Consider the following 14,895-nt stretch of genomic DNA (forward strand, 5'->3'; position numbering starts at 1 on the left):
GCACAGAATATGCTTTGGAGCTGAGAAATGATTTCTATTGGCCTGACTGTCACCAGTTTTTTGTCCCGGAGGGTATGGCTATGAACCGCTTTGTTATTGCGGAGTCGAGGCTTTGTATTGGATGCAATACCTGTATGGCTGCATGCAGCCAAGTGCATAAAGCCAAGGGTTTACAACAACACCCCAGATTGACCGTCATGCGTAATGCCACGGTGACCTCCCCCATTCTCTGTCGCCACTGCGAGGATGCATGGTGCGCGCGGGTTTGTCCGGTCAATGCAATTACCCTTACGAATAATGCCGTCGAATTGAATGAAACTACCTGTATCGGCTGCAAGCTCTGCGGGCTTGCCTGCCCGTTTGGTGCGATTACTCCTGCAGGCAGCAAACCATTGTCTGTGCCAGAAACCTTCCCTGACTCTATTCCCATGACTGAATTGTCCGATGTTCCTTTCAGCCCGGCCAATATGAACCCATTTCTTGTCTGGAATGCCGGCGTGCGAATTGTCGCGGTGAAATGTGATTTATGCAGCTTCCTACCTCAAGGGCCGGAGTGTGTGCGGGTCTGTCCAACCAATGCCTTAATGCTGGTTGATGAGCACAGCATAGAACAAGCGAATCGCGCTAAACGTCTGGCAGCCGCCGGTGGGTTTGCCAATGACCTGCCCTTTATGGCCGTAGACACTTCAGCCCCCCTCTCTCACGAGGAGCAGAAAAGATGATGAACTCTCTGGAGCTATTGTGGCTCTCCTTACTGCTCTATCTGGCTGGCGCACTGTTCTCCCTACTGCTGGCACGCCGCGAAACGTTGGCAATCTATGCCGCCGGATTGGCCTCATTATTAGGTGGCGCTGCCGGTCTGCTCGCCGCCGCCCCAACACTGCTTGGTGGCGACGTTGTCACTTTTGCCACGGCGGGGCCATTCCCGTTCGCGGCATTCAGTTTGCGTCTTGACCCATTGGCGGCATTTATGTTGATGGTCATTTCACTGTTAGTGGTCATAACCTCCCTATATTCACTGGCTTATGTGCAGGAATACAAAGGGCGTGGGGCATGGGGGATGGGCGTATTTATGAACCTATTCATCGCCTCGATGGTGGCACTAGTGGTAGTGGACAACGCGTTCTACTTTATTATTTTCTTCGAAATGATGTCGCTGGCCTCTTACTTCCTGGTGATTTCCGATCAGGACGATGATGCCATCAGTGCTGGCTTGCTTTACTTCCTGATTGCCCATGCCGGTTCAGTGCTGATTATGATTGCTTTCTTCTTGCTGTATCGCCAAAGCGGCAGTTTAGAATTTGATGCCTTCCGGCAGGCTAATCCGCAGCCAATCATGGCCTCAATTATATTTTTATTAGCCTTTTTTGGTTTTGGTGCCAAAGCCGGGATGCTACCACTCCACGGCTGGCTACCCCGCGCTCACCCAGCGGCCCCATCGCATGCTTCTGCCCTGATGTCTGGTGTCATGGTTAAAATCGGTATTTTCGGCATTATCAAAGTAGGCATTGATTTACTCGGCGCCAGCCAATTGTGGTGGGGGGTAATGGTACTGGGCTTTGGTGCGGTGTCCTCTGTACTGGGGGTGTTATATGCGCTGGCCGAACACGATATCAAACGCCTACTGGCTTATCATACTGTTGAAAATATTGGCATTATTCTGATGGGTGTCGGTGTTGGCATGATAGGTATCGCCAGCCACCAGCCGGTGCTAGCTGCTCTTGGCCTGCTTGGCGCGCTCTATCATCTGCTGAACCACGCCGTGTTCAAGGGGCTACTTTTCTTGGGGGCCGGTGCCGTTATTTACCGCATCCATACCAAAGATATGGAGAAGATGGGGGGATTAGCCAGAATGATGCCTTACACCGCGCTGGCTTTTCTGGTGGGATGTATGGCAATTTCAGCCCTGCCGCCATTCAATGGTTTTGTCAGTGAATGGTTTACCTATCAATCACTGTTTACCATGACCCAAGATGGCGGCTTCATTATTCGCCTCGCCGGGCCGATTGCTATTGTGATGCTGGCAATCACCGGTGCGCTGGCCGCGATGTGCTTTGTTAAGGTTTACGGCCTCAGCTTCTGCGGCCTACCGCGCACAGAAAAAACCGCCCTTGCACGGGAAGTTCCTTGGCCAATGACCTCTGCCATGCTGTTGTTGGCGCTGCTCTGTCTAGCATTAGGAATAGGGGCCAGTCATGTCGCTCCCGTCATCGCCCGTATCGCCTCCAGCCTGATAACCACTCAACCGATGCCTCACCTTCAGGTGGCACAAGGCGCGCTCTTGTTCCCGCAACACAGTTCTCAGGCGATGCTGTCCACCCTCTATATTTTCTGCGGTTTACTCATCTTGCCACTGGTGATTTTGCTGGTTGTCAGCCTCTACAGAGGTAGCCGTCTGGCATTTCGTCATGGCGGAGACCCTTGGGCCTGTGGTTACGCATACGAGCAGGCCATGACAGTTTCTGCTGGCGGCTTTACCCAGCCATTGCGGGCGATGTTTGCCCCACTATACCGTATTCGCAAAACACTGGATCCCGCACCAATAATGCAGCGCGTACTGGAGAGTTCAGTGCGCAGCGCAGGCCGGGTGGAACCCGTATGGGACGACAAAATTGTGGCCCCACTTATCCGCCTGATCCAATGGCTCAGTCAACGAATTCAATGGCTGCAACAGGGTGATTTCCGCCTCTACTGTCTGTATGTGGTTGCCGCATTGGTAATCCTGCTGATCGTTGCGGCTCTTTAAGGAGACAAGCAATGCCAACTACTGATATGCCTGCGGTCTCTATGATTGCCTTTGCCATCGGGCAGGCGCTGATCATGCTGGCGCTCGCGCCATTGATGTCGGGCGTCTCGCGCATGGTGAAGGCCAGAATGCACTCCCGTCGTGGGCCGGGCATTTTGCAAGAGTATCGTGACCTAGCCAAACTGCTGAAACGGCAAGATGTGGCCCCAGCTAATGCTGGCGTTATCTTCCGCCTCATGCCCTATGTGTTGCTGGGCAGCATGTTGTTGATTGCCATGGCACTGCCAGTCTTCACGTTGGCCTCCCCCTTTGGCGTGGCCGGTGACCTCATCGCTCTGCTCTATCTCTTCGCACTGTTCCGTTTCTTTTTCTCTCTGGCAGGTTTGGATAGCGGCAGTATTTTCGCCGGTATCGGTGCCAGCCGAGAATTGACTCTTGGCGTACTGGTCGAACCCACATTAATTCTGTCACTGCTGGTCGTCGGGCTGATTGCAGGGTCCACCAATATCGGCACCATCAGCACCGTGCTGTCTCAAGGGCACTGGCAATCACCGACGGCCACGGCTTTGGCGTTGCTCGCCTGCGGTTTCGCCGTTTTTATCGAGATGGGCAAAATCCCGTTTGATGTCGCCGAAGCAGAACAAGAGTTACAAGAAGGACCATTAACTGAGTATTCCGGCGCATCACTGGGGTTGGTCAAATGGGGCATCAGTCTAAAACAGGTGGTGGTGGCGCAACTGTTCCTTGGTGTGTTTATCCCCTTTGGCAAACTGGCCGTGCTCAGTGGGCCGGGTCTGTTATGGGCGCTGGTAGCCGGTGTTATCAAGTTACTGGTGATATTTGTCCTCGCCTCCTTGGTGGAAAACAGTATCGCCCGCGGGCGCTTCCTGTTGACCTCCCGTGTCACTTGGCTGGGGTTTGGCGTCGCTGCCTTATCTCTGGTTTTCTATCTCACTGGCCTTTAAGGAGCTAATAACCCCATCATGGAGAACATGGCTCTTATGAATACTGTCCTTGCAAACACAGCCCTTGCCACTCTATTGCTCCCGTTTGCAGGTGCCATCCTGACGGCCTGTTTACCGCAGAAAATGGCGAAATGGTCTTGCATCTTCTTTGCGCTATTAGCCACTCTCGGAACAATGTTGCTGGCCTACATCTATTTAGCTGGCGGGAAGATAGACATCACTTTTGATCTGATTCATTACGGTGATATGGCGCTGTTCGGTTTGACTGTCGACCGCATCAGTACCTTGATTGCTTTCGCCGTGGTGTTCCTTGGCTTGCTGGTTAGCATTTATTCCACCGGTTATCTCACTCTGGGTAACCGCGAGCATCCACATGAAGGCACGAATCGCTACTATGCATTACTGTTGGTTTTCATCGGCGCAATGGCTGGGCTAGTGTTGTCCTCCACTCTGCTGGGTCAGTTATTCTTCTTCGAAATCACCGGTGGCTGTTCGTGGGGGTTGATAGGCTACTACCAAAGTCAGAAGTCGCTACGTTCGGCACTCAAAGCTTTGCTGGTAACCCATGTAGCAGCCATCGGGCTGTACTTAGCCGCGGCGGTGCTGCTGGTCAATACCGGCACCTTCGCCCTCACCGCACTGGCACAACTGGATCACACCACTAAAATCATCGTCTTTGGTGGCATTTTGTTTGCCGCTTGGGGGAAATCAGCTCAGTTGCCGTTGCATATCTGGTTGCCGGATGCAATGGAAGCACCGACACCGGTCAGCTCTTATCTACATGCCGCGTCGATGGTGAAAGTAGGCGTCTATATCTTTGCTCGCGCCATTTATTCTGCCGGTGACGTGCCACAGATTATCGGTACTGTGGGCATGGTGATGGCCGTTATCACGCTGATTTATGGTTTCTTTATGTATCTGCCACAAAAAGACATGAAGCGGCTATTGGCCTACTCCACCATCACTCAGTTGTCCTACATTTTCTTCGCACTCTCTTTAGCAATCTATGGGTCACAGCTGGCCTTCGATGGCGGCATTGCCTACATCTTCAACCACGCCTTCGCCAAGAGTCTGTTCTTCTTGGTCGCTGGCGCTCTGAGCTACAGCTGCGGTACCCGCATGTTGCCCAAACTCAAAGGGATCATGGGGAAAATGCCGCTCTTAGGTGTGGGATTCTGTGTTGCAGCACTGGCGATTACCGGGGTGCCACCATTCAACGGCTTCTTTAGTAAATTCCCTATTTTTGCCGCTGGCTTTTCACTTTCCCATGAACATTGGCTGCTGATCCCACTGCTGGTGCTGGCACTTATTGAGTCAGTCGCCAGCTTCGGCTGGTTCCTGTACTGGTTTGGACAAACCGTGCCCGGTAAACCATCAGAAGAGGTTGCCAGCGCTAAACCCCTGCCATTGGCTATACAGGGGGTGCTGGTCGTACTGGTGATTATGTCAGTGTGCTCAAGCTTTATTGCCGTCGCTTGGCTCGGATAAGGGAGTAAAAAATGACCGGAACACTTTTTGTCAACACGATGGTCGTCAACAATCTTGCAGGGCTGCTGATAATTACCTCTCTGCTGGTCATCCTCGTAAAGAAACCTGCCACTTCGGCGCTGTTTTATGCCTTGCAGTCGTTGGTACTGGTGCTGATTTTCTTGGTATTGGCAGAAACGCTGCACGCTCATGAACTGTATCTGTGGTCGTTAACCGCCTTTATCACCAAGGTGGTGCTGGTGCCGTGGATTATGTATCGCGCATTTCGTCAGATGGAAGACCCGAAAGCCAACGGCGGTGTCATTGGAACCGCCTCCCTTATTTTTATTGCCGCCATCATTATCTTACTGAGCTACTTCGTGGTCGAGCCAGTGCAGTTGCCGATGGTCAGTGCACTGAAGCCTGCATTAGCCGTCTCGCTTGGGCATTTCCTGATTGGCCTGCTATGTATCGTCACCCAGCGCAATATTCTAAAAAACATTTTCGGCTACTGCCTGATGGAAAATGGTGCGCACTTGATGTTGGCGCTGTTGGCCTTCCGCGCGCCAGAGTTGGTAGAGATTGGCATTGCTACCGATGCCATTTTCGCAGTGGTGGTGATGACGCTAATGGCGCGCAAGATTTACCGCACATTGCACACGCTGGATGTTAAACAACTGACGGCGCTAAAGGGGTAATGAAATGAGTCATACTGACCTGCTGTTGTTACTGTTAATGATACCTCTGATAGCCTCGCTGTTGGCATTTGCTTGCCGGTTCTTGGGGGGCGCGGCACGAATGGCGACCACTTGGGTGCATTTCACCGGTATCACTTTACTGCTGGTAGTGGCGTTGACGGTAGTCTGTCGGGTCGCGCTGGGTGGGGAGATTCTGGCCGCCCACCACTGGCTGCATATCGACAGTCTCAGCGCCCTGTTCCTCGCCATTCTCGGGGTCATTGGCTTTATCACCGGCCTCTATTCCCTCGGCTACATGCGCCATGAAGTGAATAATGGTGAAATAACCGTTAGCACGCTGTGTAACTATTATGGTTTTTTCCATCTATTTTTATTCACCATGTTACTGGTCGTCACCAGTAATAACCTGATTTTGATGTGGGTCGGCATCGAGGCCACCACCCTCAGCTCCGCCTTTTTGGTCGGTTTATATGGTCAACGCTCGTCACTGGAAGCGGCTTGGAAGTACATTATTATTTGTACTGTTGGTGTGGCTTTCGGGCTATATGGCACGGTGTTGGTGTATGCCAATGCCGCCAATGTGCTGGTGGATCCGGGTAGTGCCATTTTCTGGACTGTGGTGGCTGAACACGCCAAAGAACTGGATCCTAGCCTGATGCATCTGGCCTTTGTCTTTATTCTGATTGGTTTTGGCACCAAAACTGGCCTGTTCCCAATGCATTCATGGCTACCGGATGCCCACAGCGAAGCGCCAAGTCCCACTAGCGCGTTATTGTCGGCCGTATTATTGAATTGCGCGCTGTTAGTGATAATCCGCTATTACATCATTATCAGTGCCGCGATCGGGCCGTATTTCCCGCAAATGCTGTTGTTGGTATTTGGCATGATGTCCGTTGCCGTCTCCGCATTCTTTATTCTGGCGCAGCGCGATATGAAGCGCTTACTGGCCTACTCCAGTGTCGAAAACATGGGTTTAATCGCCGTGGCGCTCGGAATTGGTGGGCCGCTGGGAGTATTGGCCGCTCTTTTCCATACCCTTAATCACAGTTTGGCGAAAACTTTACTGTTCTGCGGCTCCGGTAACGTGCTGTTGAAATATGGCACACGGGATATGGGCGCAATTAAAGGCATTATCCGGGTAGCCCCACTCACGGCAGTCATGCTGGCCGGTGGTGCATTGGCGCTGGCGGGAATGCCACCTTTTAACGTGTTTATCAGTGAGTTTATGGTGGTGGCCGCCGCAATTAAAGCCGGGCATATTTGGCTAGTGATCGTGCTGCTATTGCTGCTAACGCTGGTGCTAGCAGGTTTGGTGCGCATGGTTGCCAGCACCGTTCTAGGCACGCCACCCGCTGCCGTCAGTAAAGGTGAGCTGGGCATTCTGACTACCGCCCCGATGGCTATTTTATTGCTGCTTATGTTGCTGCTAGGTGTCCATATTCCCTCGCCAGTGACTCGCTTACTGACTGATGCGGCGCAAATTGTCCTCCATGACGACAGTCGCGCCCCAGTGCGCCAGCCTTTTATTTTGCCGTGGGAATTCTTGTCATCTCCGCAAAATATTTCCCCAACGCAATCTATCCATTCCGACGCAGAAACGCATACCGCTCTGCCATTCACCCCGACCCGTCAGGAGATGTAACGTGACTCACGAAACGCCTATTTCAACTATTCCAAGTCAGCCACACGGCGGTGAAAAACTGGGAGCCGCCTATGTTGCTCGCCTGCGCGAACAGTTTCCGGCGGTAATTCTTGATGAAGAGTGGCAAACCGATAATCAACTGACCATAACCATCAAGCTTAATAGCCTGCCGGAGGTGGTTGAACACCTTTATTATCAGCAAGGTGGCTGGCTGTCAGTTCTATTTGGCAATGACGAACGCAGTTTGAATGGCTATTTTGCTATTTACTATGTGCTATCAATGGAAGGCCGTGAACAATACGGCATTGATACCGGCAAGCAGTATGGCGATAAATGTTGGGTGATAGTCAAAGCACTCATCAGCCCAGAACGGCCTGAATTTCCGTCGGTCACACCACGTGTTCCGGCGGCAGTTTGGGGCGAGCGCGAAGTGCGAGATATGTATGGTCTTCAGCCTGTTGGCTTGCCGGATGAGCGCCGTTTAGTCCTACCCGACGATTGGCCAGATGACCTTTATCCATTGCGCAAAGACACCATGGATTATCGTCAGCGCCCAACCCCAACTGGCGACACTGAAACGTATCAATTTGAAAACGAAGCGGGTAGCAGCAGCCGGGTAGTGCCCATCGGCCCGATGCATATTACCTCCGATGAGCCGGGCCACTTCCGCTTGTTTGTCGATGGTGAAGATATTATCGATGCCGATTACCGCCTGTTTTACGTCCATCGCGGCATGGAAAAATTGGCGGAGACCCGTATGGGCTATAACGACGTCACTTTCCTTTCAGATCGTATCTGCGGCATTTGTGGCTTCACCCACAGTGTGGCCTACACCTCATCGATTGAAAATGCATTAGGTATTATCGTCCCACCACGGGCGCAGATGATTCGCACCATTTTGCTAGAAGTGGAGCGCCTGCATAGCCACCTGCTCAATATTGGTCTGTCCTGCCACTTTGTCGGTTTTGATACCGGTTTTATGCAGTTTTTCCGAGTACGCGAGAAGGCCATGACCATCGCCGAAATGCTCACCGGGGCGCGTAAAACCTACGGTCTAAACCTGATTGGCGGAGTGCGCCGTGACATCCTGAAAGCGGACCGTCTGAAAACACTGCAATTGGTGGCCGAAATGCGCGCGGATATCGGTGAGCTGGTAGACATGCTGATGAGTACCGCCAATATCGAGCAACGTACTGTCGGTGTCGGTATGCTGGACCGCAAGATTGCCCGCGATTTCAGCCCTGTCGGCCCGATGATCCGCGCCAGCGGCTATGCCCGTGATATGCGCCATGACCACCCCTATGCCAATTACGCCAATGTTCCTAAAGAACTATTTAGCCTTGCTGGCTGTGACGTACATTCTCGTCTGCTGGTGCGGGTACGTGAATTCTTCGACTCATTAGTGATGATTGAATATGGGCTGAACCATATGCCTGCAGGGCCTCTGCTGGAAGAAAAAGTCCACTATCAGCCGTATAAGTTTGCTCTCGGATTCTCAGAAGCCCCACGGGGTGAAGATGTGCATTGGAGTATGACTGGCGACAATCAAAAACTGTTCCGCTGGCGCTGCCGGGCGGCCACTTACGCTAACTGGCCGGTACTGCGTTACATGTTGCGCGGTAATACGGTTTCCGATGCGCCATTGATTATCGGCAGCCTCGATCCCTGTTACTCCTGTACCGACCGAGTGACGTTGGTGGATGTGAATAAGCAAAAATCCGTCACCGTACCGTACAAAGAGATCGAGCGTTATGGCATTGAGCGCACCCATTCGCCGCTCAAATAGAGGGATGAAGAATGTTTAAACTGTTTAAAACCATCCTGAAAGTCGGCGATACCACGGTGAAATATCCGTTTAAGCCACTCGACGTTAGCCATGGTTTTCGCGGTAAACCACAATATGATGCTGAACAATGTATTGCCTGCGGTGCCTGTACCATGGCGTGCCCAGCCAATGCACTGACCATGGAAACTGACACTGCCAAAGGCACACGCCAATGGCAGTTATTCCTTGGCCGCTGCATTTTCTGTGGGCGCTGTGAAGAGGTCTGCCCGACCCGCGCCATAGTGTTGTCAGAAGAGTTTGAGTTGGCAGTTTTCAATAAAGCTGATTTATATCAGCGTGCCAGTTTTACCCTCACCCATTGCCAACAGTGCCAAAAACCTTTTGCGCCGAAAAAAGAGGTGGATTACGTCATGGCACTGCTGATTCATTCAGGCATGAGTGCTGAAGATGTTGAGCTACAGCGGCCTCATTTTGAAACCTGCCCTGAGTGTAAACGTAAACAGAATATTGTTGGTCATGAGAATATTGCACTTAAAAATAATATTGCCTTGAATAACAAAGTAATACCAACCCCACGCAGGGATGAAGGGAGCAAGCTATGAGCCAGTCACATTCATCAAAACCGGGCTGGGGGCATCATGTCAGTCAGCCCATTGCCCTTGACCCTGCCGTCGCTCAGTTAAAAGGCAAGTTACTGAAAGATATTAAGCGCTCGGCCTATGTGTATCGGGTGGACTGCGGGGGATGTAATGGTTGCGAAATCGAGATTTTCGCGGCTATTACACCACTGTTCGATACAGAACGCTTTGGTATCAAGGTCGTCGCATCGCCACGCCACGCTGATATTTTGCTGTTCACAGGTGCGGTGACCCGAGCCATGCGTGCACCGGCCCTGCGCGCCTATGAGTCTGCCCCTGATCCCAAAATTTGTGTCTCTTATGGTGCTTGTGGCTGCGGTGGCGGTATCTTCCACGACCTCTATTGTGTCTGGGGCGGCAGCGACACCATTGTGCCTATTGATGTTTATATCCCCGGTTGCCCACCCACCCCTGCAGCCACTATTTATGGCTTTGCTGTGGCATTAGGCTTGTTGGAGCAGAAATTGAAAGGAGAGGATCATCAAGAAGCGGCCGATGAACGCGTGGCACTGATTCACCCTGATGCACCTCTCAGTTTGCGGGTATTGCTTGAACGCGAGGCCCGACGCATGGCCGGTTACCGTCATGGCAGAGAAATCACCGACAGTTTCCTATCGCTACTGGTGAATCAGCCCTTGCAGGAGTTGGATCAGCGCTGCCAGATTTACCTCAATCAGCAGGCTGACCCGCGACTCAGTGAGATATTCGCTCACTTGCAGCAGATAGCACAGGAGCAGTTAGCAGGGGGACATATTCATGTCCGTTAAAGTTATTTTTTATGTCCTGAACCAGAAATTCCTCGACAGTGATGACGATATGCCTGAGCAGGCGCAGCAAGTGATGTATTACTCGCTGGCTATCGGCCATCATGTCGGCGTGATTGACTGCCTAAAAACGATGATGGAATGCCCATTGGACGAGTATGAACAGTGGTTTAGCCAATTACCTGAAGGTGAAGCTCGCCGCAAAATGGCGGGGTTGCTCAAGTTTGGTGAAATCACCATCGACAGCACCCATACCCAATTACTGGCCCACGCTTTTGCACCGCTGGCACAAGATGCCAACACCTTGCATCAGTCATGGAGTCAGCAACTGCTGCAAACCCTATACGATATTGAGCAGGAACCAGCAATTTACTTAATGGTGAAACGCCGCCCATGACTATTCAGGATGCAGCACTCACTCCGAGCGCAATCACAAATCTGGTATTAACCGTCGGCAACAGCATGATGGGTGATGACGGCGCTGGCCCGTTGTTAGCTGAACGCATGACCCAGCAACCATTAGCCCACTGGCAAGTGATTGATGGTGGTTCAGCCCCTGAAAATGTGGTTCACCGTATTCGTGCTTTGCAGCCAACACGGTTGGTGATTGTGGATGCCGCCGATATGGCGCTACCGCCGGGGGAGATTCGAATTATTGACCCTGAGCGGATTGCCGAAATGTTCATCATGAGCACTCATAATTTGCCACTTAATTTTCTCATCGACCAACTAAAAGAAGATATCCCCGAAGTGTTGTTCGTGGGGATCCAACCTACATTGGTAGCGTTTTACTTCCCCATGACCGATATCGTCAAACAGGCCGTGGATACGCTGTATCAGAAATTAGCTCACTGGCAAGGTGATGGTGGCTTTAGTCACCTTTAATGGCGTGACGGTGTGGCGTCGTCAAATTTGCCGACGTCACATTCACCGACAGTTTCTCTCTTCATTGTTCTTTTTACGGCAAGCAATAATTTCCTTACAAAACAATAAGTTTAACTCATTTCCATGTCATTAGTTCAACTTGGCATAAACCATGCAATCTCTAAGTGAATACCTGTATCAGGTCATGGCCTATTTTTGCTCACCCGAGGGCAAATCTGCCAGAACGCTATTTAATGCCCATGCAGCCAACACCGCTGCAACTTGAAAGATGACGACCAATATACCCGATAGATTTCAAGGTGCGGCAAGGCGGCAAATGAGTGAGTCCCGATGAGCTGACACAAGTCAGTGATTCGGGTGAGCGAATGCAGCCAACACCGCTGCAACTTGAAAGATGACGACCAATATACCTGATAGATTTCAAGGTGCGGCAAGGCGGCAAATGAGTGAGTCCCGATGAGCTGACACAAGTCAGTGATTCGGGTGAGCGAATGCAGCCAACACCGCTGCAATTTGAAAGATGAAGGGTAAGGAGATAAAGCAATGAACCGGTTCATAATTGCAGACCCCAAAAAGTGCATTGGTTGCCGCACCTGCGAGGTGGCCTGCGTGCTGGCACATAATGGTGGCAGGCTGGAGGCCTTGAATAAGGCTAATTTTGCCCCACGGTTAAAAGTGGTTAAAGGACTTAATGTCAGTACCGCCATTATGTGTCGTCACTGTGAAGATGCACCTTGCGCCAATGTTTGCCCGAACGGCGCTATTATTCGTGCCTCTGACAGCATCCAAGTGTTGCAGGAAAAATGTATTGGCTGCAAAACCTGCGTCGTTGCCTGCCCGTACGGTGCTATGAGTGTGGTGACTAAAGAAGTTGAAGTTATGTTCAACGGTCTCTCTCAGGGCTTTTGTCTGAAAGCAGAAGCACAGAAATGCGATTTATGTGAGGGCCGCACGGCAGGTCCGGCCTGTATTTCAGTTTGCCCAACTCAGGCATTACACATGATTGGCCGCGACACTATGCAGGCCATGCTTCGCAAGAAACAGATGCGCGCTGCGCTAGATGAAGCCAACGAGATGAGTTTCTAGTCAGCCTCAAAAGCCAAGGGGATTAAAAATGTATAAAGCATTAACTGTTTGCCCATACTGTGGCTCCGGCTGCAAAATAAATTTGCTGGTTGAAAACGGTAAAGTGGTCGGCGCTGAGGGCGCGAATGGTGTGACGAATCAGGGTGAATTGTGTCTGAAAGGCTACTATGGCTGGGATTTTCTCAATGACACCAAATTGCTGACGCCACGCCTAAAACAACCGATGATTCGTCGTCAAAAAGGCGGCAAGCTGGAGGCAGTTTCTTGGGATGAAGCCATTGATTTCGCCAGTAGCAAACTGCGCGCAATTAAAGAAAAATATGGTCCGGAAGCCATTATGCACACGGGTTCTTCACGTGGGCCGGGTAATGAGACCAATTATGTGATGCAAAAATTTGCCCGTGCGGTCACCGGCAGCAACAATATCGATTGTTGCGCACGCGTGTGTCACGGCCCTTCAGTGGCAGGCCTGCAAGTGACGCTGGGCAATGGCGCGATGAGTAATTCCATCTGCGAGATTGAAGATACCAAATGCATTTTAGTGTTTGGCTATAACGCCGCCGACTCCCACCCCATCGTGGCACGCCGTATTCTCAAAGCAAAAGAGAAAGGCGCTAAAGTGATTGTTTGCGATCCGCGACATATCGAAACCGCACGTATTGCTGACCTTTGGTTGCCATTGAAAAATGGTTCGAATATGGCGCTGGTCAATGCATTTGCCAATGTGTTAATCACTGAAGAGCTATATGACAAAGACTATGTTTCGCGCTATACCGAAGGTTTTGACGAGTATCGCAACATTGTCGCCAAATACACGCCGGAATATGTCGAAGGCATTACTGGCCTGCCCGCACAAACGATCCGTGAAGCGATGCGCATCTATGCTGCGGCACCTTCTGCCACCATTTTATGGGGTATGGGGGTCACCCAATGGGGTCAGGGTGTAGACGTTGTCAAAGGATTGTCAGGATTAGCGTTGCTGACGGGCAATCTGGGGCGCCCGAATGTCGGTGTCGGCCCAGTGCGTGGACAAAATAACGTACAAGGTGCCTGCGACATGGGGGCCTTGCCGAATATGTATCCCGGCTATCAGCCCGTAACTGATCCGGCAACACTAGAGAAATTTGCTAAAGCTTGGGGAGTCCCTTCCCTGTCAGACAAAATTGGCTACTCGCTGACGGATGTGCCGCACAAAGTAAAAGAAGGCAAAATCAAAGCCAACTATGTGATGGGTGAAGACCCCCTACAAACGGAACCGGACCTGTCGATGATGCGCGAAGCATTCAGTGAGTTGGAATTGCTGATTGTGCAGGACATCTTTATGACAAAAACTGCCGCCGAAGCCGATGTGATTCTCCCTGCTACATCGTGGGGTGAGCATGAAGGTGTTTACTCTGCCGCGGATCGTGGCTTCCAACGCTTTGAAAAAGCAGTTGATCCACAAGGGGATGTTAAACCGGACTGGGAAATTATCAGTTTAATGGCGACAGCCCTCGGCTATCCGATGAAATATCATAATACTCAAGAAATTTGGGATGAATTGCGCGAACTGTGCCCACTGTATTACGGTGCAACCTATGAAAAAATGGCCGGTTTAGGTTATGTTCCGTGGCCTTGTACCACTGAAGACAGCCCCGGTACGCCGTGGCTATATGCCGGCAATAAATTCGACCGCCCCGGAGGTAAAGGATTGTTATTTGCCAGCGAATGGCGTGCTCCGATGGAGCAGGTAGATGAGGAATACCCGCTGGTGCTGTGCACCGTCCGGGAAGTCGGCCACTACTCATGCCGTTCGATGACCGGTAACTGTTCCGCATTACAAACACTGGCTGATGAACCGGGCTATGTGCAAATCAGTCCGCAGGATGCTGATAAAATGCACTTGCAGGATCAGCAGTTGGTCTGGGTTGCATCACGGCGCGGCAAAGTTATCACTCGAGTGTCAGTCAGTGAGCGCATCAATGTTGGTGCGGTCTATATGACTTATCAGTGGTGGATTGGTGCCTGTAATGAATTGACCCTTGACCATCTGGATCCGATCTCTAAGACCCCAGAGTATAAATATTGCGCAGTGAAACTCGAAGCCATTGCCGATCAGACGTGGGCAGAAAATTACGTGCAGCAGGAATATAGCCAGTTGAAGGCACGGTTACGTAGAGAAGCTGAAGTCTGTTGATGGATTAACGATTATTACGATTTGCCAGTCTGGATTCGCTCA

The 14,895-nt window shown here is 51.4% G+C and carries 13 protein-coding genes; all 13 read left to right on the forward strand.

Features of this window, described 5'->3' with window-relative positions:
- Nucleotides 1-80: 80 nt before the first annotated feature.
- The 13 genes from ACIOG0_RS14640 to fdhF all read left to right on the forward strand — a co-directional run bounded on the left by ACIOG0_RS14640 (nucleotide 81) and on the right by fdhF (nucleotide 14,853).
- Nucleotides 81-722 carry a 4Fe-4S dicluster domain-containing protein gene (locus ACIOG0_RS14640; RefSeq protein WP_128451096.1) on the forward strand — a complete coding sequence of 214 codons (642 nt, stop codon included), beginning with the start codon at nucleotides 81-83 and terminating at the stop codon, nucleotides 720-722.
- Nucleotides 719-2,746 carry a hydrogenase 4 subunit B gene (gene hyfB / locus ACIOG0_RS14645; protein ID WP_074007019.1) on the forward strand — a complete coding sequence of 676 codons (2,028 nt, stop codon included), beginning with the start codon at nucleotides 719-721 and terminating at the stop codon, nucleotides 2,744-2,746. The genes ACIOG0_RS14640 and hyfB overlap by 4 nt, the downstream gene beginning before the upstream one ends.
- An 11-nt stretch (nucleotides 2,747-2,757) precedes the next feature.
- Nucleotides 2,758-3,711 (forward strand): respiratory chain complex I subunit 1 family protein, encoded by a 954-nt coding sequence (locus ACIOG0_RS14650; RefSeq protein ID WP_050140980.1) that lies wholly within the window; start codon nucleotides 2,758-2,760, stop codon nucleotides 3,709-3,711.
- 18 nt (nucleotides 3,712-3,729) lie between these two features.
- Nucleotides 3,730-5,199 carry a hydrogenase 4 subunit D gene (locus ACIOG0_RS14655; RefSeq protein WP_128451097.1) on the forward strand — a complete coding sequence of 490 codons (1,470 nt, stop codon included), beginning with the start codon at nucleotides 3,730-3,732 and terminating at the stop codon, nucleotides 5,197-5,199.
- Between the two features lie 11 nt (nucleotides 5,200-5,210).
- On the forward strand, nucleotides 5,211-5,876 hold the full coding sequence (gene hyfE / locus ACIOG0_RS14660) for a hydrogenase 4 membrane subunit (protein ID WP_050098679.1): 666 nt from the start codon (nucleotides 5,211-5,213) through the stop codon (nucleotides 5,874-5,876).
- 4 nt (nucleotides 5,877-5,880) lie between these two features.
- A complete protein-coding gene (locus ACIOG0_RS14665) occupies nucleotides 5,881-7,518 on the forward strand; it encodes a hydrogenase 4 subunit F (protein WP_050098681.1) in 1,638 nt (545 codons plus the stop codon).
- Nucleotide 7,519: 1 nt separating this feature from the next.
- The gene (locus ACIOG0_RS14670) at nucleotides 7,520-9,304 is read left to right on the forward strand and encodes an NADH-quinone oxidoreductase subunit C (RefSeq protein WP_128451098.1); all 1,785 of its coding nucleotides are present in this window, start codon (nucleotides 7,520-7,522) and stop codon (nucleotides 9,302-9,304) included.
- A gap of 11 nt (nucleotides 9,305-9,315) precedes the next feature.
- Nucleotides 9,316-9,906: a hydrogenase 4 subunit H gene (gene hyfH / locus ACIOG0_RS14675; RefSeq protein WP_050098683.1), complete on the forward strand. Its 591-nt coding sequence runs from the start codon at nucleotides 9,316-9,318 to the stop codon at nucleotides 9,904-9,906.
- On the forward strand, nucleotides 9,903-10,709 hold the full coding sequence (locus ACIOG0_RS14680) for an NADH-quinone oxidoreductase subunit B family protein (RefSeq protein ID WP_050098684.1): 807 nt from the start codon (nucleotides 9,903-9,905) through the stop codon (nucleotides 10,707-10,709). Before hyfH ends, ACIOG0_RS14680 begins: the two co-directional genes overlap by 4 nt.
- Entirely contained in the window at nucleotides 10,699-11,103 is a 405-nt protein-coding gene (locus ACIOG0_RS14685) for a formate hydrogenlyase maturation HycH family protein (protein ID WP_050098685.1), read from the forward strand. The genes ACIOG0_RS14680 and ACIOG0_RS14685 overlap by 11 nt, the downstream gene beginning before the upstream one ends.
- A gap of 65 nt (nucleotides 11,104-11,168) precedes the next feature.
- Nucleotides 11,169-11,591: a hydrogenase maturation peptidase HycI gene (gene hycI, locus ACIOG0_RS14690; RefSeq protein WP_174846862.1), complete on the forward strand. Its 423-nt coding sequence runs from the start codon at nucleotides 11,169-11,171 to the stop codon at nucleotides 11,589-11,591.
- A gap of 543 nt (nucleotides 11,592-12,134) precedes the next feature.
- Nucleotides 12,135-12,677, forward strand: a complete 543-nt coding sequence (locus tag ACIOG0_RS14695; RefSeq protein ID WP_050098687.1) for a 4Fe-4S binding protein — start codon at nucleotides 12,135-12,137, stop codon at nucleotides 12,675-12,677.
- A gap of 28 nt (nucleotides 12,678-12,705) precedes the next feature.
- On the forward strand, nucleotides 12,706-14,853 hold the full coding sequence (gene fdhF / locus ACIOG0_RS14700; protein ID WP_050098688.1) for a formate dehydrogenase subunit alpha: 2,148 nt from the start codon (nucleotides 12,706-12,708) through the stop codon (nucleotides 14,851-14,853).
- Nucleotides 14,854-14,895 lie beyond the last annotated feature (42 nt).

This window comes from Yersinia vastinensis, assembly GCF_044905075.1.
In the GTDB taxonomy this organism is placed as follows: Bacteria; Pseudomonadota; Gammaproteobacteria; order Enterobacterales; family Enterobacteriaceae; genus Yersinia; species Yersinia vastinensis.

Excerpts from the sequence above, each read along its gene's own strand:
- hyfB (WP_074007019.1), top strand. The coding sequence starts at position 719 with ATGATGAACTCTCTGGAGCTATTGTGGCTCTCCTTACTGCTCTATCTG.
- ACIOG0_RS14640 (WP_128451096.1), top strand. The coding sequence starts at position 81 with ATGAACCGCTTTGTTATTGCGGAGTCGAGGCTTTGTATTGGATGCAAT.
- hyfE (WP_050098679.1), top strand. The coding sequence starts at position 5,211 with ATGACCGGAACACTTTTTGTCAACACGATGGTCGTCAACAATCTTGCA.
- ACIOG0_RS14685 (WP_050098685.1), top strand. The coding sequence starts at position 10,699 with ATGTCCGTTAAAGTTATTTTTTATGTCCTGAACCAGAAATTCCTCGAC.
- fdhF (WP_050098688.1), top strand. The coding sequence starts at position 12,706 with ATGTATAAAGCATTAACTGTTTGCCCATACTGTGGCTCCGGCTGCAAA.
- ACIOG0_RS14665 (WP_050098681.1), top strand. The coding sequence starts at position 5,881 with ATGAGTCATACTGACCTGCTGTTGTTACTGTTAATGATACCTCTGATA.
- ACIOG0_RS14680 (WP_050098684.1), top strand. The coding sequence starts at position 9,903 with ATGAGCCAGTCACATTCATCAAAACCGGGCTGGGGGCATCATGTCAGT.
- hycI (WP_174846862.1), top strand. The coding sequence starts at position 11,169 with ATGATGGGTGATGACGGCGCTGGCCCGTTGTTAGCTGAACGCATGACC.
- hyfH (WP_050098683.1), top strand. The coding sequence starts at position 9,316 with ATGTTTAAACTGTTTAAAACCATCCTGAAAGTCGGCGATACCACGGTG.
- ACIOG0_RS14655 (WP_128451097.1), top strand. The coding sequence starts at position 3,730 with ATGGAGAACATGGCTCTTATGAATACTGTCCTTGCAAACACAGCCCTT.
- ACIOG0_RS14695 (WP_050098687.1), top strand. The coding sequence starts at position 12,135 with ATGAACCGGTTCATAATTGCAGACCCCAAAAAGTGCATTGGTTGCCGC.
- ACIOG0_RS14650 (WP_050140980.1), top strand. The coding sequence starts at position 2,758 with ATGCCAACTACTGATATGCCTGCGGTCTCTATGATTGCCTTTGCCATC.